Annotated in this window: 19 protein-coding genes; 16 read left to right on the forward strand and 3 right to left on the reverse strand. The window is 55.3% G+C overall.

The features are described from left to right. Positions 1-12 precede the first annotated feature (12 nt). A complete protein-coding gene (locus AAGR08_RS03135) occupies positions 13-459 on the forward strand; it encodes a flavodoxin (RefSeq protein WP_097096222.1) in 447 nt (148 codons plus the stop codon). 141 nt (positions 460-600) lie between these two features. Here AAGR08_RS03135 and garD read toward each other — a convergent pair whose 3' ends face one another. Next, positions 601-2,160 carry a galactarate dehydratase gene (gene garD, locus AAGR08_RS03140; protein WP_345828481.1) on the reverse strand — a complete coding sequence of 520 codons (1,560 nt, stop codon included), beginning with the start codon at positions 2,158-2,160 and terminating at the stop codon, positions 601-603. A 508-nt stretch (positions 2,161-2,668) separates the two neighbouring features. Here garD and AAGR08_RS03145 point away from each other — a divergent pair. From AAGR08_RS03145 to AAGR08_RS03170, 6 genes are all read left to right on the forward strand, one after another. Beyond that, positions 2,669-4,015, forward strand: coding sequence for an MFS transporter (locus tag AAGR08_RS03145; RefSeq protein ID WP_097096225.1), 1,347 nt, complete (start codon positions 2,669-2,671; stop codon positions 4,013-4,015). 9 nt (positions 4,016-4,024) lie between these two features. Next, a complete protein-coding gene (locus tag AAGR08_RS03150; protein ID WP_345828482.1) occupies positions 4,025-5,371 on the forward strand; it encodes an enolase C-terminal domain-like protein in 1,347 nt (448 codons plus the stop codon). A 10-nt stretch (positions 5,372-5,381) separates the two neighbouring features. Beyond that, complete coding sequence (gene gudD / locus AAGR08_RS03155) at positions 5,382-6,713, forward strand: glucarate dehydratase (RefSeq protein WP_345828483.1); 1,332 nt, start codon at positions 5,382-5,384, stop codon at positions 6,711-6,713. 52 nt (positions 6,714-6,765) lie between these two features. Continuing rightward, positions 6,766-7,533, forward strand: a complete 768-nt coding sequence (gene garL / locus AAGR08_RS03160; RefSeq protein WP_007891731.1) for a 2-dehydro-3-deoxyglucarate aldolase — start codon at positions 6,766-6,768, stop codon at positions 7,531-7,533. A 19-nt stretch (positions 7,534-7,552) separates the two neighbouring features. Further along, the gene (garR, locus tag AAGR08_RS03165; protein WP_345828484.1) at positions 7,553-8,437 is read left to right on the forward strand and encodes a 2-hydroxy-3-oxopropionate reductase; all 885 of its coding nucleotides are present in this window, start codon (positions 7,553-7,555) and stop codon (positions 8,435-8,437) included. Positions 8,438-8,522: 85 nt separating this feature from the next. Beyond that, positions 8,523-9,662, forward strand: coding sequence for a glycerate kinase (locus tag AAGR08_RS03170; RefSeq protein WP_345828485.1), 1,140 nt, complete (start codon positions 8,523-8,525; stop codon positions 9,660-9,662). A 241-nt stretch (positions 9,663-9,903) separates the two neighbouring features. Here the strand turns inward: AAGR08_RS03170 and barA are convergent, their stop codons facing one another. Next, positions 9,904-12,633, reverse strand: coding sequence for a two-component sensor histidine kinase BarA (gene barA / locus AAGR08_RS03175; RefSeq protein ID WP_345828487.1), 2,730 nt, complete (start codon positions 12,631-12,633; stop codon positions 9,904-9,906). A gap of 91 nt (positions 12,634-12,724) precedes the next feature. Here barA and rlmD point away from each other — a divergent pair, with 91 nt between their 5' ends. The 6 genes from rlmD to queE all read left to right on the forward strand — a co-directional run bounded on the left by rlmD (position 12,725) and on the right by queE (position 21,416). After that, positions 12,725-14,041 (forward strand): 23S rRNA (uracil(1939)-C(5))-methyltransferase RlmD, encoded by a 1,317-nt coding sequence (gene rlmD / locus AAGR08_RS03180; RefSeq protein ID WP_345828489.1) that lies wholly within the window; start codon positions 12,725-12,727, stop codon positions 14,039-14,041. A gap of 32 nt (positions 14,042-14,073) precedes the next feature. Further along, positions 14,074-16,305: a GTP diphosphokinase gene (gene relA / locus AAGR08_RS03185; RefSeq protein WP_097096237.1), complete on the forward strand. Its 2,232-nt coding sequence runs from the start codon at positions 14,074-14,076 to the stop codon at positions 16,303-16,305. Between the two features lie 244 nt (positions 16,306-16,549). Continuing rightward, on the forward strand, positions 16,550-17,341 hold the full coding sequence (gene mazG, locus AAGR08_RS03190; RefSeq protein WP_345828490.1) for a nucleoside triphosphate pyrophosphohydrolase: 792 nt from the start codon (positions 16,550-16,552) through the stop codon (positions 17,339-17,341). A gap of 242 nt (positions 17,342-17,583) precedes the next feature. After that, positions 17,584-19,221, forward strand: coding sequence for a CTP synthase (glutamine hydrolyzing) (pyrG, locus tag AAGR08_RS03195; protein WP_007891723.1), 1,638 nt, complete (start codon positions 17,584-17,586; stop codon positions 19,219-19,221). Between the two features lie 75 nt (positions 19,222-19,296). Then, positions 19,297-20,595, forward strand: coding sequence for a phosphopyruvate hydratase (gene eno, locus AAGR08_RS03200; protein ID WP_097096241.1), 1,299 nt, complete (start codon positions 19,297-19,299; stop codon positions 20,593-20,595). Between the two features lie 149 nt (positions 20,596-20,744). Continuing rightward, positions 20,745-21,416, forward strand: a complete 672-nt coding sequence (queE, locus tag AAGR08_RS03205) for a 7-carboxy-7-deazaguanine synthase QueE (RefSeq protein WP_097096243.1) — start codon at positions 20,745-20,747, stop codon at positions 21,414-21,416. Positions 21,417-21,521: 105 nt separating this feature from the next. Here queE and queD read toward each other — a convergent pair whose 3' ends face one another. Continuing rightward, entirely contained in the window at positions 21,522-21,881 is a 360-nt protein-coding gene (queD, locus tag AAGR08_RS03210) for a 6-carboxytetrahydropterin synthase QueD (RefSeq protein WP_097096245.1), read from the reverse strand. A gap of 298 nt (positions 21,882-22,179) precedes the next feature. Here queD and cysJ point away from each other — a divergent pair, with 298 nt between their 5' ends. From cysJ to AAGR08_RS03225, 3 genes are read left to right on the forward strand one after another with little or no spacing between them, the layout of a single operon-like run. After that, positions 22,180-23,982, forward strand: a complete 1,803-nt coding sequence (gene cysJ, locus AAGR08_RS03215; protein WP_345828495.1) for an NADPH-dependent assimilatory sulfite reductase flavoprotein subunit — start codon at positions 22,180-22,182, stop codon at positions 23,980-23,982. Next, positions 23,982-25,706 (forward strand): assimilatory sulfite reductase (NADPH) hemoprotein subunit, encoded by a 1,725-nt coding sequence (gene cysI / locus AAGR08_RS03220; protein WP_097096248.1) that lies wholly within the window; start codon positions 23,982-23,984, stop codon positions 25,704-25,706. The genes cysJ and cysI overlap by 1 nt, the downstream gene beginning before the upstream one ends. Continuing rightward, positions 25,703-26,437, forward strand: a complete 735-nt coding sequence (locus tag AAGR08_RS03225; protein WP_345828498.1) for a phosphoadenylyl-sulfate reductase — start codon at positions 25,703-25,705, stop codon at positions 26,435-26,437. The genes cysI and AAGR08_RS03225 overlap by 4 nt, the downstream gene beginning before the upstream one ends. Positions 26,438-26,498 lie beyond the last annotated feature (61 nt).

Consider the following 26,498-nt stretch of genomic DNA (forward strand, 5'->3'; position numbering starts at 1 on the left):
GGGAGCGGCAAGATGGCAAAGATTGGCATTTTTACAGGTACGGTTTACGGCAATGCGCTGCTGGTGGCTGAAGAAGCACAGACGGTGCTGGAAGAGCAGGGCCACGAGGTGAAGGTATTTGAAGATCCGTCGCTGGCGGATTGGCAGGCTTACAGCAAAGACGTGGTGCTGATCGTGACTTCAACCACCGGTCAGGGCGACTTCCCGGACAACATTGCCCGCCTGTATGTCGCGGTGCGTGATGATCTCGGTTATCAGCCTGAGCTACGTTATGGCGTGATTGGGCTGGGCGACAGCAGCTATGACAATTTCTGCGGTGCCGGTAAAACCTTCGATGTCACCTTGCAGGATCAAAGCGCCAAGCGTGTTGGAGAGGTGTTGCTGGTGGATGCGACGGAACATCCTGAGCCAGAATCGGTAACGTCACCGTGGGTGGAGAGCTGGGGTAAGTTGCTGTAATTGCTTTGCCCTCGCCCTAACCCTCTCCCGCAGGCGGGAGAGGGAACCGATCGCGGATTGGTATGAGAGATGCACTTCATTTCGACTTCGCACGGACTGCTCCCTCGCCCGCTTGCGGGAGAGGGCTGGGGTGAGGGGCAATCACGTCACCGGCGCAGGATTAAACACCGCCAGCTGATTGCGGATCCCCCATCGATCTGACCACGTTTGTTTGCGCCCGCTGGCAATATCCAGAATCAACTCAAACAATCGCCAGCCGACCTGCTCAATACTCTCTTCGCCCGTCGCAATGGTTCCGGCATTGATATCCATCAAATCATGCCAGCGTTCGGCCAGCGCATTGCGCGTCGCCATTTTAATCACCGGAATCGCCGCCAAACCGTAAGGCGTGCCGCGCCCGGTAGTGAACACTTGCAACGTAATACCCGATGCCATCTGCTGCGTGCCGCATACGAAATCACTGGCGGGCGTCGCGGCATAAATCAGCCCGCGCTGGGTTGGACGTTGGCCTGGCGACAACACCTCGACGATCGGACTACGGCCCGATTTGGCAATCGATCCCAGCGCTTTCTCAACCACGTTTGCCAGCCCACCTTTTTTATTACCCGGTGAGGGATTTGCACTGCGATCGGTCTGGCCCTGGCTGAGATAATCGTCATACCACGCCATCTCTTCCAGTAGCCGCTTGCCGACGGTTTCATCCACCACGCGTGGCGTCAGCAGATGAATGGCATCGCGCACTTCAGTCACTTCCGAGAACATCACCGTCGCGCCGCAGCGCACCAGCAAATCAGAAGCAAAGCCTACCGCCGGATTCGCCGTTACACCAGAGAAGGCGTCGCTGCCGCCGCACTGCGTGCCGATCACCAGCTCAGAGGCCGGGCAGGTTTCCCGCTGGCGTTGATTGAGCTTTTTCAGATGACGTTCGGCGACCTGCAGGATTTCATCCACCATCGCTCCAAAGCCCACCAGTCGCTCATCTTGCAGACGCACAATGTTGTTATCATCGAGCGAAATGGCCTGCACGTCCGGCGTACCGGTCAGCAGACGCTCCGGCTGTAATTTTTCGCAGCCGAGGCTGACGATCATCACTTCACCGCCAAAATTAGGATTGAGCGCGAGATTATGAATGGTGCGAATCGGCACCACCGCGGCAGGCGCATTGATCGCGACCCCGCAGCCATACAGATGATTCAGCGCCACCACGCCATCGACATGGGGATAACGCGGCAGCAAATCTCGTTCAATGATCTGCACCACGTAATCCACTACCCCAGCCACGCAGTGCACGCTGGTAGTGATACCGAGCAGGTTGCGTGTTCCTACGCTGCCATCGGCGTTGCGATAACCCTCAAAGGTATAACCCTCCAGCGGTGGCAGGGCGGGCGGCACATTGTTTGCCAGCGGCAAACTGTTGAGCGGCGGCGCTTCGGGTAGCGCCACCAGCGATTCTTCAATCCAGCTGCCTTGTGCAATCGGGCGTAGCGCGTAGCCAATCACTTCACCGTAGCGCAGGATAGCGCCATCCTGTGGGATATCGCTCAGCGCGACTTTATGCCCCTGCGGCACATGTTCGGTTAGCTGCAGTCCGTCGTCGAAACGTGTGCCGGACGGCAATCCCTGATTATTGACCACGATCGCCACGTTATCGGCATCGTGTACTTTGATATAGAGCGGTTTTTCAGTCAGAGGACGGTTCATTGCTCACCTTCCAGTTCGTCGCGCGGTACATAGCGGCGCGGTTTAAAAATGCTTCCATCACGTCATCGTTTTTTGCCAGCCTCAGTATATGCAGGGGTATTGGCCTGCGCATTGTGCAACTGACTGGCTTTAAGGGGATTTATCACGGCAAATTGGTTCGTTTAACCAAAAGCAAGTGAAGAGACTCACAAAGTATCGTTAGCTTGTGCGTTTAATGAGCAACTTTACGGGGTAACGAACCGTTCCGTGAGCCACGCCGCAGCGTTATGTGCAGATGCCACAAAAACAGTACTAATAACCCCGAATCCTCATGCGTTCTTCCAGTGTATCGCCGCCTGGCTGTTCCTATACTGATTCTCGTTCTTCAACGTTAGGTTATTCGTCACGACGCATCATCGTATTGCCACTATAAAAATCGCCGTGTTTAACCCAACTTCTCTCTGATACCCAACGCGATGTGTATGCAGTCAGAGCGAATGTAGCTCACGCTATATTTCAGGAGTGCATCATGAATAGTTTCAGCCAGACAGCGGAAGCGGTGCAAAAGCGCACCAATGCCCGTTACTGGATTGTGGTGATGTTATTTATCGTTACCTCGTTCAACTACGGTGACCGCGCCACCATTTCGATCGCCGGTTCGGCGATGTCTAAAGAGATCGGTCTCGATTCAGTCGGATTAGGCTACATCTTCTCAGCGTTCTCATGGGCTTACGTTATCGGTCAGATTCCGGGCGGCTGGCTGCTTGACCGCTTCGGCTCGAAACGCGTCTATTTCTGGAGCATCTTTACCTGGTCGCTGTTTACCCTGCTGCAAGGGTTTGTCGACGTGTTCAGCGGCTTTGGCATCATCGTTTCGCTGTTTATGTTGCGCTTTCTGGTGGGGCTGGCAGAAGCACCTTCCTTCCCTGGCAACAGCCGCATTGTCGCGGCCTGGTTCCCGGCGCAGGAGCGTGGCACAGCGGTGGCCATTTTCAACTCGGCGCAATATTTCGCCACGGTAATCTTTGCGCCAATCATGGGCTGGCTGGTGTCAGAAGTGGGCTGGGCGCACGTGTTCTGGTTCATGGGCGGATTGGGCATCATCCTCAGCTTCATCTGGCTGAAAGTGATCCACGATCCCACCGATCATCCGGGCGTCAACAAAGCCGAACTGGAGTACATGGAGCAGGGCGGTGCGCTGATCAACATGGATGCTAAAAAAGCCGAACGCAAAGTGAGCTGGAGCGAGAAGTGGTTCCAGATTAAACAGCTGCTCACTTCCCGCATGATGCTGGGCATCTACCTCGGCCAATACTGCGTCAACGCCTTAACCTACTTCTTTATTACCTGGTTCCCGGTATATCTGGTGCAGGCGCGCGGCATGTCGATTTTGAAAGCCGGCTTTATTGCCTCGATTCCGGCGGTATGCGGCTTCCTCGGCGGCGTATTGGGCGGAGTGATCTCCGATTACCTGATGCGTAAAACCGGCTCGCTGAATATCGCACGTAAAACGCCGATTGTGCTCGGCATGCTGCTCTCCATTTCGATGGTGATGTGTAACTACACCGACACCGAATGGGTGGTGGTGTTCTTCATGGCGCTGGCATTCTTCGGGAAAGGCATTGGTGCGCTGGGGTGGGCGGTGATGGCGGATACCGCACCGAAAGAGATCAGTGGCCTAAGCGGCGGTCTGTTCAACATGTTCGGTAATTTCTCCGGCATCGTCACGCCGATTGCCATCGGGTACATCATCGCCACCAGCGGATCGTTTGAAGGCGCGCTGATTTATGTCGGTATCCATGCCTTTGTCGCCGCGTTTAGCTTCCTGGTGATTGCGGGCGATATCAAACGCGTCGAACTGAAAACCCGAGCATAAGGACGGACTATGACTACGCAAAGCACGCCGGTGATCACCGAAATGCAGGTGATTCCGGTTGCCGGTTACGACAGCATGCTGCTGAACATCGGGGGCGCGCACAGCGCCTGCTTCACCCGCAATATTGTGGTGCTCACCGATAGTGCGGGACATACCGGCGTGGGGGAAGCGCCCGGCGGCGAAACCATCTACCAAACGCTGGTTGAAGCGATTCCGCAGGTTAAAGGCCAGCAGGTGGCACGCATGAATCGCCTGGTGCAGCAGGTGCACAAAGGCAATCAGTCGGCGGACTTTGATACCTTCGGCAAAGGCGCCTGGACCTTCGAACTGCGCGTCAACGCGGTTGCTGCGCTGGAAGCGGCGCTGCTCGATTTACTCGGCCAATGCCTTGGCGTACCGGTGGCAGAGCTGCTTGGTCCGGGCCAGCAGCGCGATGAAGTGACGGTGCTGGGTTATCTGTTCTATCTCGGCGATCGTCGTAAAACCGACTTACCGTATCTGACCGGCGAAGGGGCTAGCCACGATTGGTATCACCTGCGTCATCAGGAAGCGTTGACGCCGCAATCCGTGGTGCGTCTGGCGGAAGCGGCACAGGACAAATACGGCTTCAAAGATTTCAAACTCAAAGGCGGCGTGCTGCCCGGTGAACAGGAGATTGAATCGGCGGCGGCGTTGAAAAAGCGCTTCCCCGATGCGCGCATCACCGTTGATCCCAACGGTGCCTGGACGCTTGATGAAGCGATTCGCTTATGTAAGGGCATGGGCGATGTGCTGACCTACGCCGAAGATCCGTGCGGTGCCGAGCAAGGCTACTCCGGGCGCGAAATGATGGCTGAATTCCGCCGCGCCACCGGTTTGCCGGTGGCTACCAATATGATCGCCACCAACTGGCGCGAGATGAACCACGCGGTAATGCTCAACTCAGTCGATATCCCGCTGGCCGATCCGCACTTCTGGACGCTGAGCGGTGCGGTGCGCGTGGCGCAGCTGTGTGATGACTGGGGCTTAACCTGGGGTTGCCACTCCAACAATCACTTCGATATTTCGCTGGCGATGTTCACCCACGTGGGCGCGGCTGCGCCTGGCAAACCCACCGCCATTGATACGCACTGGATTTGGCAGGAAGGCGATCAGCGCCTGACCAAAGAGCCGCTGCAAATTCGCAACGGCAAAATCGCCGTGCCGGATAAGCCGGGCCTTGGCGTCGAGCTGGATTGGGATCGCCTGCATCAGGCTAACGCGCTGTACACATCACTGCCGGCTGGCGCGCGTAATGACGCCACTGCGATGCAGTATCTGGTGCCCAATTGGTCATTCGACCGCAAGCGTCCGGCCTTCGGTCGCGATAAAGTCTAAGGAGCAGGAAATGAGTCAGACACCGAAAATTACATCGCTGCAGGTCATCCCAGTGGCCGGTTACGACAGCATGTTGCTCAATCTGAGCGGCGCACATTCGCCGTTCTTTACCCGCAACATTGTCATTATTAAAGATAACGCCGGGCATATCGGCGTGGGGGAAATCCCAGGCGGCGAAAAGATTCGTCAGACATTGGTCGAGGCTGAAGCGCTGGTGGTGCAGAAAACCGTCGGCGAATACAAAAACATTCTCAATCTGGTGCGCAGCACCTTTGCCGACCGCGACGCCAGCGGGCGCGGTAATCAAACCTTCGACCTGCGTACCACCATTCACGTGGTGACCGGCATTGAAGCGGCGCTGCTCGATCTGCTGGGTCAGCATTTAGGCGTTAACGTTGCATCACTGCTTGGCGATGGCCAGCAGCGCGATCGCGTTGAGATGCTGGGCTACCTGTTCTACGTCGGCGATCGCAAGAAAACCGCGTTGCCGTATCAGAGCCAGGAAAATGACAAATGCGATTGGTATCGTCTGCGTCATGAAGAGGCGCTCACGCCGGAAACGGTAGTGCGTCTGGCGGAAGCGGCCTACGAAAAATACGGCTTTAACGATTTCAAATTGAAAGGTGGCGTGCTGCGCGGTGGCGAAGAGGCTGAAGCGGTAACGGCGCTGGCGAAACGCTTCCCGCAGGCGCGCGTGACGCTTGATCCCAACGGTGCCTGGTCACTGAACGAAGCGATTCTGCTCGGCAAGCAGCTGAAAGGCGTGCTGGCCTATGCGGAAGATCCGTGCGGTGCTGAGCAGGGCTATTCCGGTCGTGAAGTGATGGCTGAATTCCGCCGCGCCACCGGCATGCCGACCGCCACCAATATGATTGCCACCGACTGGCGTCAGATGGGCCACACGCTGTCGTTGCAATCGGTCGATATCCCGTTGGCGGATCCACACTTCTGGACGATGCAGGGCTCGGTGCGCGTGGCGCAGATGTGCCATGACTTCGGCCTGACGTGGGGCTCGCACTCTAACAATCACTTCGATATCTCGCTGGCGATGTTCACGCATGTGGCCGCCGCCGCGCCGGGGGCGATTACCGCTATCGATACGCACTGGATTTGGCAGGAAGGCAATCAGCGACTGACCAAAGAGCCGTTCCAGATTAAAGGCGGCATGGTGCAAGTGCCGCAGAAACCGGGACTGGGCGTCGAGCTGGATATGGATCAGGTGATGCAGGCCAACGCGCTATATCAGCAACACGGTTTGGGCGCGCGCGATGATGCGCAGGCTATGCAGTTCCTGGTACCGAACTGGACCTTTGATAACAAGCGTCCGTGCCTGGTGCGCTAACTTTTCCGGCTCCCCGTGCGGGAGCCTGCTGTAACCGACAGGAGTGAAAACAATGAGCAATGCCTGGCCGAACAATTTTCGTCGCCGTTTGCTGGCAGGAGAAACCCTGATTGGCAGCTGGTGTGCGCTGGCTAATCCACTCACCACCGAAGTGCTGGGACTGGCGGGCTTTGACTGGCTGGTGCTGGATGGCGAACATGCGCCGAACGACATCACTACCTTTGTGCCGCAGCTGATGGCGCTGAAGGGCAGCCACAGCGCGCCGGTGGTGCGTCCGCCGTGCAACGAACCGATTATCATCAAGCGTTTGCTGGATATTGGTTTCTACAACTTCCTGGTGCCGTTTGTGGAAACCGAGGAAGAGGCGATTCGCGCGGTGGCTTCCACCCGCTACCCACCGGCTGGCATTCGCGGCGTATCGGTTTCGCATCGCAGCAACATGTACGGCACGCTGCCGGATTACAACAGCACCATCAACGACAACATTACCGTTCTGGTGCAGATCGAAACCCAGCAGGCAGTAGACAACATTGATGCCATCGCTGCGGTGGATGGCGTTGATGGCATCTTCGTCGGACCGGGCGATCTGTCGGCGGCGCTGGGCTATCTCGGTCAACCGGCACATCCTGAAGTATTGAAAGTGATTAAACACGTATTTGAACGCGCCAAAGCCGCGGGTAAACCGAGCGGCATTCTGGCGCCGGTTGAAGCCGATGCACGTCGCTACCTGGAGTGGGGCGCCAGCTTTGTGGCGGTCGGCAGCGATCTGGGTGTTTTCCGCAACGCCACGCAGGCGCTGTGTGACAAATTCAAAAAATAACTGACGTAGGGGAAAGGCAATGAAAATTGGATTTATCGGCCTCGGTATCATGGGCAAACCGATGAGTAAGAACCTGGTGAAAGCCGGTTATACGCTGGTGGTGCGTGACCACAATGCCAGCAACGAAGCAGAATTAGTTGAGCTGGGTGCGACCGTGGCCAAAACGGCTAAAGAGGTAGCCGAGCAGGTTGACGTGGTGATTACTATGGTGCCGAACTCACCGCAGGTAAAAGAAGCCTGCCTGGGACCCAACGGTATTATTGAAGGCGCGAAGCCTGGCCTTATCGTCATCGATATGAGCTCCATCGCACCGTTAGCCAGCCGCGAAGTGCACGATGCGCTGGCGGCGAAAGGCATCAAAATGCTCGATGCGCCAGTGAGCGGCGGCGAGCCGAAGGCGATTGAAGGCACCTTGTCAGTGATGGTTGGCGGTGATAAAGCGGTATTCGACCAGTGTTACGACATCATGAAAGCGATGGCGGGTTCGGTGGTACAAACCGGCGACATCGGCGCGGGTAACGTCACGAAGCTGGCCAATCAGGTGATTGTGGCGCTGAACATCGCGGCGATGTCGGAGGCGCTGTCGCTGGCAACCAAAGCGGGCGTAAATCCGGAACTGGTGTATCAGGCCATTCGTGGAGGCTTAGCGGGCAGCACCGTGCTGGATGCCAAAGCGCCGATGGTGCTGGATCGTAACTTCAAGCCGGGCTTCCGTATCGATTTACATATCAAAGATTTGGCCAATGCGCTGGACACTTCACACGAGATTGGCGCGCATCTGCCGCTGACTGCCGCGGTGATGGAGATGATGCAGGCGCTAAAAGTGGACGGACAGGGTACGTCGGATCATAGCGCGCTGGCCTGCTATTATGAAAAATTAGCAAAAGTTGAGATCACCCGGTAGTGCATGCGTCCGGCGTCTGCGGATGCCGGGCGGCTCGCTGCCATAGCAAGGACGGATGTCCGTCATCAACCGCGCTGGATTGCCTATGAAAATTGTCATCGCACCGGATTCATATAAAGAGAGTTTATCCGCCCTGGAAGTGGCTTCGGCGATTGAAGCGGGTTTCCGCGAGATCTTTCCTGAAGCTGACTACGTGAAAATACCGGTTGCCGACGGTGGCGAAGGCACGGTTGAAGCGATGGTGGCGGCAACGCAGGGAAACATTGTCCGGCTGACGGTTACAGGACCGCTCGGCAAACCCGTGGATGCGTTCTACGGCTTATCAGGTGACGCGCGCACCGCGTTTATCGAAATGGCGGCGGCCAGCGGGCTGGAACTCGTGCCGGCCGCGCAGCGCGATCCGCTGATTACCACCTCATTTGGCACCGGTGAGCTGATTAAAGATGCGCTCGATCGCGGTGTCGACCACGTCATTATCGGCATTGGCGGATCTGCCACCAACGATGGCGGATCCGGCATGGTGCAGGCGCTTGGTGCGCATTTACTGGATGAGCATGGCGAGCAAATTGCCTTCGGTGGCGGCGCGTTGCCACAGCTGGTGCGGATTGATATTGAGCAGCTTGATCCACGCATCAAGCAGTGTCGCTTCGAAGTGGCCTGCGATGTCACCAATCCATTGACCGGTGATAAAGGCGCCTCGGCGATATTCGGCCCGCAAAAAGGGGCGACGCCAGCGCTGGTGCAGCAGCTGGACCAGGCTTTGGCACACTACGCCGACATTATTCACCGCGATTTGGATATTGACGTGCTGCATATTGACGGCGGTGGTGCGGCGGGTGGCATGGGCGCGGCGTTGCACGCATTTTGTCAGGCCGAGCTACGCAGCGGTATTGAGATTGTTACCGAAGCATTGGGTTTGGCCGAGCAGGTAAAAGATGCTGATTTGGTGATTACCGGTGAAGGGCGCATTGATAGTCAGAGCATCAACGGCAAGGTGCCGATTGGCGTGGCTAAAGTTGCGAAGCAGTTTAACAAGCCGGTGATTGGTATTGCCGGAAGCTTGACGGCTGACGTCAGCGTGGTGCACGAACACGGGCTGGATGCGGTGTTTAGCGTACTGTTTAGCATCTGCACGCTGGACGACGCGCTGGCTAATGCCGAGCAGAATGTGCGGCTCACGGCGCGCAATGTGGCGGCGACGATAAAGGCGGGGCAGGGGTTATGATGGTTTTTCCTGTTGCCCTCACCCTAACCCTCTCCCACAAGTGGGAGAGGGAACCGTTCGGACAGGCGATGTATTTTGCACTCAAATTCAACTTCGTATAGGACGGCCCCGTCGGCCGCTAGTGGGTGAGTGAACCGTTCGTAGAGGTGAAGTATTTTGCACTCATCTCCAACTCCGCATAGGACAGTCCCCTCGCCCGCTTGCGGGAGAGGGCTGGGGTGAGGGGAAACGTGGCACAACATTAACCCAACGCTAACAGCTTCCTCGCCTCACGCGCGACGTTCGCCATCTCATCGCTTAACTCCAGCAGCTCCGGCTCAAGCGCCTCGATATCGCTCTCATGATGCAGACTCTTCTCCAGCTGCTGACACAGCTGTTTCAAACGCGGTACGCCGCTGTAGCTGGCGCTGCCGTGCAGCTTGTGAATAATCTCGCGCAGGCCAACCACATCGTTCCTCGCCATCGCGCTTTCAACGCGCTCTTCCACTTCCGGCAGGAAATCGAGCAGCATTTGCAGCAGGTCGCGGGCTAAATCGGGTTTATTCGCGGCCTGACGCAGTGCCAGCGCCCAATCCAGCGACGGCGCAACATCCGGCCGCAGCGGCTGTGGCGCCGCGCGAGGTGGCGCATAACGCTGCAGTAACTGGCTGAGTTTATCTTCATCAATCGGCTTGGCCAGATAGTCATTCATGCCAGCATTAATCAGCTGCTCACGCTCGCCATCCAGCGCGTGCGCGGTAACGGCAACAATCGGCGTGGTGGCATGCAGCGGCAGGCTGCGGATGATTTCGCTGGCGCGAATGCCATCAATATCCGGCATTTGAATATCCATCAAAATCACATCCAGTTTGTGCAGGCGTGCCTGGCGAATGGCCTGCTCGGCGTTATCACACAGAATAATGTGCTGTACCTGCTCCTCCAGCAGGGCGCCAATCAGTTTCAGATTGGCGGGATTGTCATCCACCGCCATTACCGTGAGCGGCTGCCGCGTTCCTCGCGGCTGCGCATCACGCTGCCAGTCATCTAAATCCAGTAACATTGGCAGCAGGCGCGTGAGTGATACCGGTTTCGCAATGCAGCCCGCAATGCCGCGAGCCCGCAGATCGTCGGCAAACAGCATCATTTCGCTGGGCAGCGCCAGCAGCACGGAATCAGCGCGCGCGTGCAGCTGTTTTATTAAGGCATCGGATAGCGTGGCAGGATGGGTCTCTGAAACCGGCAATCCCATCAACAGCAGCGGGAAGTGCGTATCGGGCATCTCTTCCAGAGTGGTGAAATGCTGCACCTGTAACGGCGTGATGCTCAGCATCTCCTGCACCGCTTTGGCGACTGCAGGATGTGGCTCAATATAGGCGAGCGGCGTGGCGCGTAAATCGCCCAACATGCGCGGAATGGTGGGGGCGTTCGGATTGAGATCGAGATGAATGTGTACCCAGAACGTCGAACCCTGATTTTGACGGCTGTGGAACGCAATCTCACCGCCCATTTCACTCACCAGTTTTTGCGTGATAACCAGGCCTAAACCGGTACCGCCGTGGCGGCGTGTAATGCTGGCATCGGCCTGGCGGAATGCCTGGAACAGCTGCGACTGCTGCTGTTCAGAAATGCCGATACCGGTGTCATGTACCTGTATTTCCAGCTCGACACGTGTCGTGTTAATGCTGCGCAGTTCAACGCGCAGATCAATATGACCGTGCTCGGTAAATTTGATGGCGTTGCCAATCAGGTTGATCATGATTTGCTGTAGACGCAGCGGGTCACCAATCACATTGTCTGGCACCTGTTTTTCCAGGCAGACGGTGATTTCCAACCCTTTGTCATGCGCGGAGGGTGCCAATAACACCAGCGTTTCATCCAGCGTGGCGCGTAGCGGGAAGGGAATGGATTCCAGTACCAGCTTGCCGGCTTCCAGCTTCGAGAAATCCAGCACATCGTTGATGATACTGAGCAAATTATTGGCCGAGCGCTCAATGGTGCTCATGTAATCGCGCTGGTTGGTACTCAGCCCGGTTTTTAGCATCTGACGGGTAAAACCGATGACGCCGTTGAGCGGCGTGCGTAACTCGTGCGACATATTGGCAAGGAACTCGGACTTAATGCGCGCCGCTTCCTGGGCGCGCTTCTTCGCCAGATCCAGCTCAACGTTTTGAATCTCCAGCTGTTCCAGCGTTTCACGCAGATCGTAAGTTGCCTGATCGATATTCTGCTGCATCTCTTCGTGATAAGCCGTAAGCGACATCGCCATGGCATTAATGCCGTTCTTCAGGATGCTCAGTTCACCCAGCATGTAGCCATCGACGCGGCTATCGAGCTGACCGCGGCGAATGCGGTCAACGGTGGTCACCATATTACGAATCGGCCCGGTGACATCGCGCATCAGGCGATAGGCAAACAGCATGGCGATGCACAAGCAAAACAGCAGCAGCAGCGTGGCAACAAATACCTCTTTGTACTGCTCCAGCCGCACCGATTGCAGATCCAACTCGATGGCCACATAACCTAACGGATTGCCCGCAGGTTTAGCATCTTCGCCCGGGAGTTCATCTACCGAGTAGCGTTCAGAAATAATCGGCGTGCGCAGGATCATCAAATTGCCCTGGCGCTCAACGGAGACGCTATCTTCCAGCGTGGAGATGTCCTCTTTTTGCAGCAGTGCCAGATTCTGATTGTTATTCGAGGTGACGTAGACGTGATTATTGTTGTCGAAAATGGTGATGGCACGGACAATATTAGAGTGGCGACGATGTAGCAGGCTCACTAACTCGCGAATGGCATCGCGATTGTGCCACGTCATGCCGTATTCACTGGAGACCGCCAATGGTTCGATAATATTCGCCCCGGCGTCCTGCACTTGGTGTTGTAATTCGTTATAGCGGTGAACCACGAAGAAGGTACTGAGCAGCAGGCCAATCATCAGCGTTGGCGCCAGTATCAAAATCATCATTCGCGCCCGCAGGCTATATTTGGTCATAATTGTGGCCTGGCGACTCCTGGCATTTTTTATCCCTGTGCAACGGCCGTGATTGGCTGCACACCCAATAAAATAGAGATTTCACAATACTATGGCGCAATTTTACTCGGCAAAACAGCGTGTGGCGACAAAGCAACGCTTATCCGTCACCATCGAAGACCTTGATCCCTTTGGACAAGGTGTTGCGCGCCATAAAGGCAAGGCGATGTTTGTTAGCGGTGCGCTGCCGGGTGAACAGGCGGACGTTACGGTGCAGGAAGATAAGCGTCAGTATGCGCGCGCCAAAGCTACCAAGATTATCAATCCTAGCCCACAGCGTGAAAAACCGCGCTGCGTTCATTTCGGCGTGTGCGGCGGTTGCCAGCAACAGCATGCCTCGGTGGCGTTACAACAGGAGAGCAAAGCGCGCGCATTAAGCCGTATGTTGAGCCGTGATGCGCCACTGCCGGTTACCGTTGATGAGATTATCAGCGGCGATGCCTGGGGCTATCGCCGTCGTGCCCGTTTAGGGGTGCAGTGGCAGCCAAAACAGCAGCGTCTGCAAATGGGTTTTCGTCAGGCGGCCAGCAATGATTTGGTTGAACTGAAGCAATGCCCGGTTTTGGTGCCCGAACTTGAAGCGTTGTTAGCGCCGTTGTACCGCTGTCTGAGTGAACTAAGCGCGGCTCGACGTTTGGGCCACGTTGAATTGGTGCTGGCAGACAATGGTCCGCTGATGGTACTTCGTCATCTTGATGCGTTATCGCTAGGCGATCGTGCAAAGCTGGAACGCTTTTCGCATGAGCAGCAGGTAATGCTCTATTTGGCTGATGGCAGTGACACTTTGCAGGCCCTGAGCGATCGCGAACCGTTTTATCGTTCTTATGATTTACCTCTCACTTTTAGCCCGCAAAATTTTATTCAGGTGAACGATAGGGTGAACCAGCAGATGGTGGCAAAAGCCATTGAGTGGCTGGATTTACAGCCAGAAGATCGCGTGCTGGATCTGTTCTGTGGCATGGGAAATTTCACTTTGCCTGTGGGAAAATTCGTACAAAATGCAGTAGGTGTGGAGGGTGTTGCAGCATTAGTGCAACAGGCAGCGTATAATGCATCCCAGAATAATCTTGGGAATGTTCGCTTTTTCCAGCATAACCTGGAAGAGGACGTGACGCGTCAGCCTTGGGCGACGCAGGGATTTAACAAGGTGTTACTGGATCCAGCACGTGCTGGGGCTGCGGGCGTAATGGCGCATGTGGTTAAACTTGCGCCGGAACGTGTGGTCTATGTTTCCTGTAACCCAACAACACTTGCACGCGACAGTCAAACATTGCTGTCAGCGGGCTACCAATTGGAAAGGGTTGCGATGCTGGATATGTTCCCACATACCAGTCATCTCGAGTCCATGGTGCTATTTAGCAAAACATAAGCGATGTCCACATCGCTGTGGCAGGAGAGGATATGGTTGCGGTTAGAAGTGCGCATTTAAATACGGCGGGTGAGTTTGCCCTTGACCAGTGGATCGCCAGTTTAAGTATCAACAATCCGCAATCTTGCCAGCGACTGGCGGATGCGTGGCGCTACTGTGAAGCCGAAACGCACAACCATCCTGATCAGGCTCTGCTGCTGTGGCGTGGCATTGAGATGGTGGAAATCCTCACCATGCTCAGCATGGACATTGATAGCCTGCGCGCTGCGCTGCTGTTTCCGCTAGCCAATGCCGATGTGGTGAGCGAAGAGGATCTGGAGCAAGCGTTTGGCAAAGGCATTGTCATGCTGGTGCACGGCGTACGCGATATGGATGCCATTCGCCAGCTGAAAGCGATTCATAACGATTCGATGGCCTCTGAGCAGGTGGATAATGTCCGCCGTATGCTGCTGGCGATGGTGGAAGATTTCCGCTGCGTGGTCATCAAGCTCGCCGAACGCATTGCGCATCTGCGTGAAATGAAAGATGCGCCTGAAGATGAGCGCGTGCTTGCGGCGAAAGAGAGCACCAATATCTACGCGCCGCTGGCCAATCGCCTGGGTATCGGTCAGCTCAAATGGGAGCTGGAAGACTACTGCTTCCGCTATCTGCACCCCGATGAATATAAGCGCATCGCTAAATTGCTGCATGAGCGCCGTATCGACCGCGAAGGGTATATTGAGAGCTTCGTTGAGAACCTGCGCGCAGAAATGCAGAAAGAGGGCGTGCGGGCAGAAGTGTACGGCCGCCCGAAACACATCTACAGCATCTGGCGCAAGATGCAGAAGAAGTCATTAGCGTTTGATGAACTGTTTGACGTACGCGCGGTGCGTATTGTCGCTGAGCGTCTGCAGGATTGCTACGGCGCGCTGGGAACGGTGCACACGCTGTACCGCCATTTGCCGAGTGAGTTTGACGATTACGTCGCTAATCCGAAACCCAACGGCTATCAATCCATTCATACCGTGGTGCTGGGCCCGCAGGGCAAAACGGTTGAAATCCAGATTCGTACGCGTCAAATGCACGAAGATGCGGAACTGGGCGTAGCGGCGCACTGGAAGTACAAAGAAGGGCCGACCACCAGCAACGCGCGCGGCGCGGCGGGACACGAAGAACGCATTGCCTGGCTGCGTAAGCTGATTACCTGGCAGGAAGAGATGGCCGATTCTGGCGAGATGCTGGAAGAGGTGCGCAGCCAGGTGTTTGACGATCGCGTGTACGTGTTTACGCCGAAAGGCGACGTGGTCGATCTGCCAGCGGGCTCAACGCCGCTCGATTTCGCCTACCATATTCATAGCGATATCGGCCACCGCTGCATTGGCGCTAAGATCAGCGGACGCATCGTACCGTTCACCTATCAGCTGCAGATGGGCGATCAGATTGAAGTGATCACCCAAAAGCAGCCAAATCCAAGCCGCGACTGGCTGAATCCGAACCTCGGCTATATCACTACCAGCCGCGGCCGTTCGAAAATTCACGCCTGGTTCCGTAAGCAGGATCGTGACAAAAATATTATTGCCGGCCGTCAGATCCTCGAAAGCGAGCTGAATCAGATGGATATCAGCATGCGCGAGGCCGAGAAACTGCTGCTGCCGCGCTATAACGTCAGCTCGCAGGATGAATTGCTGGCGATGATTGGCGGCGGTGATATTCGCCTCAATCAGATGGTGAACTTCCTGCAGGGCAAGCTCAACAAGCCGAGTGCGGAAGAGGAAGATCGCGAAGCGCTGCGCCAGCTGACGCAGAAGTCGCATGCATCGTCTTCACGCAAAGAGAGCGGACGCGTGGTGGTGGAAGGCGTGGGCAATCTACTGCACCACATCGCACGCTGCTGCCAGCCGATTCCCGGTGATGATATCGTGGGCTTTATCACGCAAGGTCGCGGCATCTCGATTCACCGCGCGGATTGCGACCAGTTAACCGAACTCATTTCCCACGCGCCGGAACGTATCGTTGATGCCGTGTGGGGCGAAGATTACTCCAGCGGTTACTCGCTGGTGGTGCGCGTCACCGCCAACGATCGCAGCGGTCTGCTGCGTGACATCACCACGATTCTGGCTAACGAAAAGGTCAATGTACTGGGCGTTTCCAGCCGCAGCGATACCAAAAAGCAGCTTGCCACCATCGATATGGATATTGAGATCTATAACCAGCAGGTGCTCGGCCGCGTGCTGGCGCGTCTTAATCAGGTGCCGGATATTATCGACGCGCGCCGTTTGCATTGATTTAGCGGGTCGCCATAAATGGCGTAATGCTCGTCAGTTAAGCATGAATCGGTCACCATGAATGGTGACCCTACGTGGATATCGCCGGGTTTTCGTAGGGTGCGCATTCATGCGCACCTGCATAAACAGGCATTTTTTTGCTTAAGTGAGCGGCATTACGCCATAAATGGCGGCCTTACAAATGTAGCCGTGGGGTCGCCATTCATGGCGACCTTTTTACATAGCAGCCCCAAAGGATCCCTTCATGACCCCGTTAAACCGCCTGCTCACCATCATGCAAACCCTGCGCGATCCGCAACGTGGCTGCCCGTGGGATCGTCAGCAGACCTTCTCCTCCATCGCGCCTTACACGCTGGAAGAAACCTACGAAGTCATCGATGCTATTCAGCGCGAGGATTTTGATGATTTACGCGGTGAACTCGGCGATCTGCTGTTTCAGGTGGTGTTCTACGCACAAATGGCCGATGAGCAGCAGCGCTTTAATTTCGACGATATCTGCAATGCCATCAGTGACAAACTTGAGCGGCGTCATCCGCACATTTTTGGCGACGTTCAGGCTGAAACCAGCGAAGACGTGCTGAAAAACTGGGAAGCGATCAAACACAGTGAACGCGCGGAAAAATCGCAGCATTCAGTTTTAGATGACATTCCCAAAGCGTTGCCTGCCTTAATGCGCGCGCACAAAATTCAGAAGCGTTGCAGCACGGTCGGTTTCGACTGGAACAATCTCGGCCCGGTGCTGGATAAAGTGCATGAAGAGATTGATGAAGTGATGCATGAAGCGCAGCAAGCGGTGGTCGATAACGACAAGCTGGAAGAGGAAATCGGCGATTTACTCTTCGCCACCGTCAATTTGTCGCGCCATTTAGGCAGCAAAGCGGAAGTTGCTTTGCAGAAAGCTAACGATAAGTTTGAGCGCCGCTTCCGCCAGGTTGAGTCAATTATCGCATCGCAAGGGCTAGCGATGAGCGATGCAACTTTGGCTCAGATGGAAGAGGCCTGGCAGCAGGTTAAAGTTAGCGAGAACAAAGGTTAAGCGTAATCTGGTGATTATTCCAGCGCTGCGCATAATTTCACCGCTTGAGCTTACTCGATTCAGCCTTGCGGTGACTTTGTGACGTACATCAACATTTCACCCCCCGCTATCCGCTATGTTACCGGCCTACATGCGTAGGAGGATGGTGTGATTCATCAATTGTGGCTTAAGACGACTTCGGGTATACTATTTTCCCGTCTTGGTTATTCCACCGTCTTTAAACCTAAACTCTCAGGTTCAGCATGACAACGAATTATATTTTTGTGACCGGCGGGGTCGTTTCCTCTCTGGGGAAAGGCATTGCCGCAGCCTCCCTCGCAGCCATCCTTGAAGCACGTGGTCTGAATGTGACCATCATGAAACTCGATCCGTACATCAACGTCGATCCGGGTACCATGAGCCCTACGCAGCACGGTGAAGTGTTTGTTACCGATGATGGGGCCGAAACCGATCTGGATTTAGGTCACTACGAGCGCTTCATCCGTACCAAAATGTCGCGCCGCAATAACTTTACTACCGGTCGTATCTACTCAGAAGTGCTGCGCAAAGAGCGTCGCGGCGACTATCTGGGCGCCACGATTCAGGTCATCCCGCACATCACTAATGCCATCAAAGAACGCATTATTGAAGGTGGCGAAGGTCATGACGTCGTTCTGGTTGAGATCGGCGGTACCGTGGGTGATATCGAATCTCTGCCGTTCCTCGAAGCGATTCGCCAGATGGCGGTCGATGTCGGTCGTGAACACACCATGTATATGCACCTGACGCTGGTGCCCTATATGGCGGCCGCAGGCGAAGTGAAAACCAAGCCAACCCAGCATTCAGTGAAAGAGCTGTTGTCGATCGGGATTCAGCCAGATGTGCTGATCTGCCGTTCGGACCGTGCGGTGCCTGCCAACGAACGCGCTAAAATCGCGCTGTTCTGTAACGTGCCGGAAAAAGCGGTTATTTCCCTGAAAGATGTGGATTCCATCTACAAAATTCCAGGCATGCTGAAGTCGCAAGGTCTGGATGATTACATCTGCAAGCGTTTCAATCTGAACGCGCCGGAAGCGAACCTGGCCGAATGGGAACAGGTTATCTACGAAGAAGCTAATCCGGGTGGCGAAGTGACCATCGGTATGGTCGGCAAATATGTCGAACTGCCGGATGCGTACAAATCGGTGATTGAAGCGTTGAAACACGGCGGCCTGAAAAATCGCGTGACCGTGAATATCAAGCTGATCGACTCGCAGGATGTGGAAACGCGCGGTGTCGAATTACTGAAAGATCTTGATGCTATTCTGATCCCTGGCGGCTTCGGCTACCGCGGTGTGGAAGGCAAAATGATGACGGCGCAATACGCCCGTGAGAACAATGTGCCTTATCTCGGTATTTGCCTGGGTATGCAGGTTGCGCTGATGGAATTTGCCCGCAACGTTGCCGGTATGGAAGGCGCGAACTCTACTGAATTTGTGCCAGACTGTAAGTATCCGGTGGTGGCGCTTATCACCGAATGGCGTGACGAAGAGGGCAACGTGGAGCAGCGTACTGAGCAGAGCGATCTGGGCGGCACCATGCGTCTAGGCAGCCAGCAGTGCCAGTTGACGCCGGAAAGCAAGGTGCGTCAGTTGTACGGTTCTGAAATCATTACCGAACGCCACCGTCATCGTTACGAAGTAAACAATATGCTGTTGAAGCCGATTGAAGCGGCGGGTCTGCATATTGCCGGTCGTTCCGGCGACGATCAGCTGGTTGAGATCATTGAGATCCCGAATCACCCGTGGTTTGTTGCCTGTCAGTTCCACCCGGAATTCACATCGACCCCGCGTGATGGTCATCCGCTGTTCGCTGGCTTTGTAAAAGCCGCGCAGGAGCACCAGAAGCGTTTAGCGAAGTAAGTTTCACGAGCAGCGCGCGAACTTTTCGCGCGTTGTTTGTCTTAGGATTGACTAACTTGTACTGAGGAAAATCGAATGTCCAAAATCGTAAAAGTCATCGGTCGCGAAATCATCGACTCCCGTGGCAACCCAACTGTTGAAGCAGAAGTGCATCTGGAAGGCGGTTTCGTTGGTCTGGCTGCTGCGCCATCAGGTGCATCTACCGGTTCTCGTGAAGCACTGGAGCTGCGTGACGGTGACAAATCTCGTTTCCTGGGCAAAGGCGTAACCAAAGCTGTTGCTGCGGTTAATGGTCCGATTGCTGAAGCGGTAAAAGGCAAAGACGCGAAAGACCAGGCGAACATCGATAAGATCATGATCGAGCTGGACGGTACTGAGAACAAATCTAACTTCGGTGCAAACGCCATTCTGGCGGTTTCACTGGCTGCTGCTAAAGCTGCTGCTGCCTCTAAAGGCCTGCCGCTGTATGCACACATCGCTGACCTGAACGGCACTCCGGGCAAATTCTCTATGCCATTGCCAATGATGAACATCATCAACGGTGGTGAGCATGCGGATAACAACGTCGACATTCAGGAGTTCATGATTCAGCCGGTTGGCGCGAAAACCCTGAAAGAAGCCGTGCGTATGGGTTCTGAAGTGTTCCATCACCTGGCGAAAGTGCTGAAGTCTAAAGGCATGAACACCGCAGTCGGTGACGAAGGTGGCTATGCACCAAACCTGGGTTCTAACGCCGAAGCACTGGCTGTTATCGCTGAAGCGGTAAAAGCAGCGGGCTATGAGCTGGGCAAAGACATCACTCTGGCGATGGACTGCGCAGCATCTGAATTCTACAAAGACGGCAAATATGTGCTGGCTGGCGAAGGCAACAAAGCCTTCACTTCAGAAGAGTTCACGCACTTCCTGGAAGACCTGACCAAACAGTACCCAATCGTTTCTATCGAAGATGGTCTGGACGAATCTGACTGGGCTGGTTTCGCATACCAGACCAAAGTGCTGGGCGACAAAATCCAGCTGGTTGGTGACGATCTGTTCGTAACCAACACCAAGATCCTGAAAGAAGGTATCGATAAAGGTATCGCTAACTCCATCCTGATCAAATTCAACCAGATCGGTTCACTGACCGAAACCCTGGCTGCAATCAAGATGGCGAAAGATGCTGGCTACACCGCGGTGATTTCACACCGTTCAGGTGAAACCGAAGACGCCACCATCGCTGACCTGGCGGTAGGTACTGCGGCTGGCCAGATCAAAACCGGTTCTATGAGCCGTTCTGACCGCGTTGCTAAGTACAACCAGCTGATTCGTATCGAAGAAGCGCTGGGCGAAAAAGCACCGTTTAACGGTCTGAAAGAAGTTAAAGGCCAGGCATAATCGCCTGAGTATGCTGCCTGCGGGCAGCATCGTCCGAATGAAGCCCCGCCTTGTGCGGGGCTTTTGCTTTTATTTGGCACGAAGCAGCTGTTACTCGGCGCGCAAGATCTGCCATAATCTGCGCCTCAAATTTTAGATGTGAGTGAAAAATGTTCTACCCGATTAACGAAATGTTCCAGACGCTGCAGGGCGAAGGTTTTTACACCGGTGTTCCGGCGCTGTTCATCCGCTTACAAGGATGTCCGGTGGGCTGTAGCTGGTGTGATACCAAACATACCTGGGAAAAGCGGGCGGATCGGGAGACCTCGCTGGGTGATATTTTGGTGAAGACCGTGGAGAGCGATGCGTGGGGCAGCGCCGATGCCGCGATGCTTCTCGACACTATCCAGCGTCAAGGCTGGACCGCACGTCATGTCGTGATTACCGGCGGTGAACCGGCGATTTTCGACCTGCGTCCATTGACGGAAGCGTTAGAAGTGGCGGGATTTGCGTGCCAGATCGAAACCAGCGGCACGCATGAAGTGCAGTGTTCAGAGGCGACCTGGGTGACGGTTTCACCAAAGGTGAATATGCGCGGTGGTTACGATGTGCTGCCGCAGGCGCTACAACGTGCGGATGAAATTAAACATCCGGTAGCGCGTGAGCGTGACGTCGAAGCGCTGGATGCGTTGCTGGCAGGATTGCACGACGATAAAAAGCGCATTGTGGCGCTACAGCCGATCAGTCGCGGTGATGCTGCCACCAAACTGTGTATTGAAACCTGTATCGCCCGTAACTGGCGGCTTTCAATGCAGACGCACAAATATCTGAATATTGCCTGAGTCGGCACGGTACGCATGAATGCGCACCCTACGAAAAACCCAGCTCTGTAAACGTAGGGTCGCCATTCATGGCGACCTCACTCAACGGTTACTGCTTCACTGACCTCAACCGCGATACACGCAACCTGCGGTACAGGTCTCTTTAATCATCACCGCACTCAACTCGGGCAGAAGCGGCTTCATTTGATCCCAAATCCACTTGGCCAGCACTTCGCTGGTAGGATTCTCCAGTCCCGGAATGTCATTCAGATAGTGATGATCGAGACGTTCATATAGAGGCTTAAATGCCGCCTTGAGTTCGGCAAAATCCATTACCCAACCGGTATGCGCATCCACTTCGCCGGTAATTTCTAATCGCACCAGGAACGAATGGCCGTGCAAGCGTCCACACTTGTGGCCTTCCGGCACATGTGGCAGACGATGTGCAGATTCAAACTGGAACTCTTTAAATAAGGTGGTAGACATAATGGCTCTCAGACTTAAAAACCGCTGAAGTCTACCTGAAATGCAGATTTTTCGCACCCGCTCGCCGTGAAAAGGGCATTTTACGCTGGCGCACCGCGAAAAACGCCTAATTAACTCATTGAATCGTATCGCCTTCATTTACCACTTTTGCTGGTTAACTTTACCCGAAAAACCACTTAGTCATTTTGGTTATTTAATATGTCGAAGGCGTATTTAATCGTTAATATACAGCCCGGTAACCTACGCACTCTTCCGCAACATATTGATCCGGACTTCTGACACTGGAATTTTTAACGCAATGACGACTCAGGCACCAGGTTCACTGCTTCCGCTTTCACCGGAGCAACTCGCGCGCTTACAGGCGGCGACCACGGATTTCAACACCACGCAGATGGCCTGGCTCTCTGGCTACTTTTGGGGCATGGTCAACCAAACGCCGGGTGCGGCTGCCGCCCCCGCGCCGATTCAGTCAGAAGCACCGACCATCACGCTGATCTCCGCCTCGCAGACCGGTAACGCACGTCGCCTCGCTGAGCAGCTGCGCGATGACCTATTGGCCGCGAAGCTGAGCGTTAACCTGGTGAATGCCGGCGATTATAAATTCAAGCAAATTGGCCAGGAAAAGCTGCTGGTGGTCGTGACGTCCACGCAGGGCGAAGGCGAGCCGCCGGAAGAGGCCGTCGCGCTGCATAAGTTCCTGCTATCGAAGAAAGCGCCGAAGTTCGCAGGCACTGCCTTTGCCGTCTTCGGCCTTGGCGATACCTCTTATGAATTTTTCAGCAAAGCCGGAAAAGATTTTGATGAACGTCTGGCTGAGCTGGGCGCAGAGCGCCTGCTGGATCGCGTGGATGCCGATGTTGAATACAAAGAGCAGGCCAGTGCCTGGCGTCAGCAGATTACTGAGATTCTCAAAGCCCGCGTGCCAAGTGAGTCGCCAGCGCAGGCGGCCGTCACCGCGGCGGGCGCCGTCAATGAAGTCGACAGCAGCCCCTATACTAAAGAAGCGCCATTAACCGCCAGCTTTGCCGCTAACCAGAAAATCACTGGCCGTGATTCAGATAAAGATGTGCGTCACATCGAAATCGACCTTGGCGATTCGGGCCTGCGCTATCAGCCGGGCGATGCGCTCGGGGTGTGGTTTGAAAACGATGTCGAGCTGGTGCAGGAACTGCTGCAGCTGGTGTGGCTGAAAGGTGACGAGCCGGTTGAGGTGCAGGGCACAACGCTGCCGCTGACTGAAGCGCTGCAAAAACATTTCGAATTGACGGTGAACACGCCGCAAATTGTCGAGCAGTATGCTGCCTTGTCACGCAACGATGCGCTGCTGGCGCTGGCCGGCGACAAGCCGAAGTTGCAGAGCTATGCGCAGAGTTTCCCGATTGTCGATATGGTGCGTCAGGCACCTACTGAATTGAATGCAGAACAACTTACCGGTCTGCTGCGTCCGCTGACGCCGCGCCTTTACTCCATCGCCTCTTCGCAAGCGGAAACCGAAAGCGAAGTGCATATCACCGTGGGTGCGGTGCGCTTTGAGATCGATGGTCGTCAGCGCGGCGGCGGGGCATCCACCTGGCTGGCGGATCGCATTGAAGAAGAGGGCGAAATCCGCGTCTTCATCGAGCATAACGACAATTTCCGCCTGCCGGCAAATCCGGAAACCCCGGTGATAATGATTGGCCCGGGCACCGGCATCGCGCCGTTCCGCGCCTTTATGCAGCAGCGTGATAACGATGGCGCAGGCGGCAAAAACTGGCTGTTCTTTGGCAACCCGCACTTCACCGATGATTTCCTCTATCAGGTGGAGTGGCAGAAGTACGTCAAAGATGGCTTGCTGACAAATATCGATCTGGCATGGTCGCGCGATCAGGCCGAGAAAGTTTACGTACAAGATAGAATCCGTGCGAAAGGCGCGGAAGTGTGGCGCTGGATTGAAGAGGGCGCGCACCTTTACGTCTGCGGCGATGCTAATCGCATGGCGAAAGACGTTGAGCAAGCATTACTGGATGTGGTGGTCGAACACGGCGGCATGGATCGTGAAACGGCTGACGAATTTTTGAGTGAGCTGCGCATTGAGCGCCGTTATCAGCGAGACGTTTACTAATGAGCGAAAAACATCCTGGACCGCTGGTCGTTGAAGGCAAGCTGGTCGACGCTGAGCGTCTAAAAAAACAGAGCAACTATCTGCGCGGTACCATCCTCGACGATCTCGACGATGGCCTGACCGGCGGTTTCACTGGTGATAACTTCCTGCTAATCCGTTTCCACGGCATGTATCAGCAGGATGACCGCGACATCCGTGCCGAGCGCGCCGCGCAGAAGCTTGAGCCGCGTCACGCCATGATGCTGCGCTGCCGTCTGCCGGGCGGCATCATCACGCCAACGCAGTGGCTAGCGATTGATAAGTTCGCCACCGATAAAACCATTTACGGCAGCATTCGTTTAACCAACCGCCAAACCTTCCAGTTTCACGGCATTCTGAAGAAGAACGTGAAACCGACGCACCAGATGCTGCACGAGGTCGGACTGGATGCGCTGGCAACGGCGAACGATGTAAACCGTAACGTGCTATGCACTTCAAATCCGGTTGAGTCAGAACTGCATCAGGAAGCGTACGAGTGGGCGAAGAAGCTCTCTGAACATCTGCTGCCGCAAACCCGTGCTTATGCTGAGATCTGGTGGGATAAAGAGAAAGTCGCCACCACCGATCAAGAACCGATTCTGGGTGAAACCTATCTGCCGCGAAAATTCAAAACCACGGTAGTGGTGCCGCCGCATAACGATGTCGATCTGCATGCCAATGACATGAACTTCATCGCTATCGCCGAGCAGGGCAAGCTGATTGGTTTTAACCTGCTGGTCGGCGGGGGGTTGTCGATCGATCACGGTAACAAAGCCACCTATGCGCGCACCGCCAGTGAATTCGGTTTCCTGCCGCTGGAAAAGGTGCTTGATGTAGCGGCCGCAGTTGTCACCACCCAGCGTGATTGGGGTAATCGTACCGATCGTAAAAATGCCAAAACCAAATACACGCTAGAACGTGTCGGCGTCGAAACGTTTAAAGCTGAAGTGGAAAAACGTGCCGGTATTACCTTTGAGCCAATCCGCCCCTATACCTTCACCACGCGCGGCGACCGCATCGGCTGGGTGAAAGGCATTGATAAAAAATGGCACCTGACGCTGTTCATCGAGAACGGGCGTCTGCTGGATTATCCGGGCCGCCCGCTGAAACGCGGTATCGCCGAAATCGCCAAAGTTCATCAGGGTGATTTCCGTCTGACTGCTAATCAGAACCTGATTGTGGCTGGCGTACCCGAGAAGCAAAAAGCACAGATTGAAGCCATCGCCCGTGAACACGGTTTGATGGAAGCCGTGACGGCGCAACGTGAAAACTCGATGGCGTGCGTGGCGTTCCCGACCTGTCCGCTGGCCATGGCCGAGGCCGAGCGCTTCCTGCCGTCGTTCGTCACCAAGGTGGAAGAGATCATGCATAAGCATGGCGTGGGTGAAGAGCACATAGTGCTACGCGTTACCGGTTGCCCGAACGGTTGCGGACGTGCTTTGCTGGCGGAGTTGGGTCTGGTGGGTAAAGCGCCGGGTCGATACAACTTACATATTGGCGGCAACCGCGTGGGTACGCGTATTCCGCGCATGTATCGCGAGAATATCAACGAAGGCGAAATCCTCGCCAGTATCGATGAACTGGTGGCGCGCTGGGCAACCGAGCGTCAGGCCGATGAAGGTTTCGGTGACTTTGTGATTCGTGCAGGCATCATTAAAGCCGTGGTTGATCCCGCCCGTGATTTTTGGGACTCGGAGGCAGTATGACGGTACTCGATCTCGCAGCACTGAATGGTTCATCAAAAGTGGATCGCATTATGGCGTTGGCAGAGAGCAACGTGCAGCTGGAGAAGCGCTCGGCCGAAGAGCGCGTCAGCTGGGCACTGGAACATCTGCCGGGTGCATTTGTACTGTCATCCAGCTTTGGCATTCAGGCGGCGGTTTTGCTGCATATGGTAACGCAGCAAAAACCGGACATCCCGGTGATCCTGACCGATACCGGCTATCTGTTCCCGGAAACCTATCGCTTTATTGATGAGCTGACGGACAAGCTCAATCTCAACCTGCAGATCTTCCGTGCGGAGACCTCCGCGGCGTGGCAGGAAGCGCGTTACGGCAAACTGTGGGAGCAGGGTGTCGAAGGGATTGAGCAGTACAACCAGATTAATAAAGTCGAGCCGATGAACCGCGCGCTGGAAACGCTGGGGGCGCAAACCTGGTTTGCTGGCCTGCGCCGCGATCAATCGGGCAGTCGCGCCAGTTTGCCAGTGTTGGCGGTGCAGCGCGGCGTGTTCAAGATTCTGCCGATCATTGATTGGGATAACCGCCAGGTGCACCAGTATCTGAAGCAGCACGGACTGAAATACCATCCGCTGTGGGATGAAGGGTATCTGTCAGTCGGCGATACGCACACCACCAGGAAGTGGGAGCCGGGCATGGCAGAAGAAGAGACGCGTTTCTTCGGCCTGAAGCGCGAGTGCGGGTTACATGAAGGGTGATTAGGTCGTTTTTCCCCTCACCCCAGCCCTCTCCCGCAAGCGGGCGAGGGAGCCAATCGAG

This window comes from Pantoea sp. BRR-3P (genome assembly GCF_039621635.1).
In the GTDB taxonomy this organism is placed as follows: domain Bacteria; phylum Pseudomonadota; class Gammaproteobacteria; order Enterobacterales; family Enterobacteriaceae; genus Pantoea; species Pantoea floridensis.

Excerpts from the sequence above, each read along its gene's own strand:
- AAGR08_RS03135 (WP_097096222.1), top strand. The coding sequence starts at position 13 with ATGGCAAAGATTGGCATTTTTACAGGTACGGTTTACGGCAATGCGCTG.
- garD (WP_345828481.1), bottom strand. The coding sequence starts at position 2,160 with ATGAACCGTCCTCTGACTGAAAAACCGCTCTATATCAAAGTACACGAT.
- AAGR08_RS03145 (WP_097096225.1), top strand. The coding sequence starts at position 2,669 with ATGAATAGTTTCAGCCAGACAGCGGAAGCGGTGCAAAAGCGCACCAAT.
- AAGR08_RS03150 (WP_345828482.1), top strand. The coding sequence starts at position 4,025 with ATGACTACGCAAAGCACGCCGGTGATCACCGAAATGCAGGTGATTCCG.
- gudD (WP_345828483.1), top strand. The coding sequence starts at position 5,382 with ATGAGTCAGACACCGAAAATTACATCGCTGCAGGTCATCCCAGTGGCC.
- garL (WP_007891731.1), top strand. The coding sequence starts at position 6,766 with ATGAGCAATGCCTGGCCGAACAATTTTCGTCGCCGTTTGCTGGCAGGA.
- garR (WP_345828484.1), top strand. The coding sequence starts at position 7,553 with ATGAAAATTGGATTTATCGGCCTCGGTATCATGGGCAAACCGATGAGT.
- AAGR08_RS03170 (WP_345828485.1), top strand. The coding sequence starts at position 8,523 with ATGAAAATTGTCATCGCACCGGATTCATATAAAGAGAGTTTATCCGCC.
- barA (WP_345828487.1), bottom strand. The coding sequence starts at position 12,633 with ATGACCAAATATAGCCTGCGGGCGCGAATGATGATTTTGATACTGGCG.
- rlmD (WP_345828489.1), top strand. The coding sequence starts at position 12,725 with ATGGCGCAATTTTACTCGGCAAAACAGCGTGTGGCGACAAAGCAACGC.
- relA (WP_097096237.1), top strand. The coding sequence starts at position 14,074 with ATGGTTGCGGTTAGAAGTGCGCATTTAAATACGGCGGGTGAGTTTGCC.
- mazG (WP_345828490.1), top strand. The coding sequence starts at position 16,550 with ATGACCCCGTTAAACCGCCTGCTCACCATCATGCAAACCCTGCGCGAT.
- pyrG (WP_007891723.1), top strand. The coding sequence starts at position 17,584 with ATGACAACGAATTATATTTTTGTGACCGGCGGGGTCGTTTCCTCTCTG.
- eno (WP_097096241.1), top strand. The coding sequence starts at position 19,297 with ATGTCCAAAATCGTAAAAGTCATCGGTCGCGAAATCATCGACTCCCGT.
- queE (WP_097096243.1), top strand. The coding sequence starts at position 20,745 with ATGTTCTACCCGATTAACGAAATGTTCCAGACGCTGCAGGGCGAAGGT.
- queD (WP_097096245.1), bottom strand. The coding sequence starts at position 21,881 with ATGTCTACCACCTTATTTAAAGAGTTCCAGTTTGAATCTGCACATCGT.
- cysJ (WP_345828495.1), top strand. The coding sequence starts at position 22,180 with ATGACGACTCAGGCACCAGGTTCACTGCTTCCGCTTTCACCGGAGCAA.
- cysI (WP_097096248.1), top strand. The coding sequence starts at position 23,982 with ATGAGCGAAAAACATCCTGGACCGCTGGTCGTTGAAGGCAAGCTGGTC.
- AAGR08_RS03225 (WP_345828498.1), top strand. The coding sequence starts at position 25,703 with ATGACGGTACTCGATCTCGCAGCACTGAATGGTTCATCAAAAGTGGAT.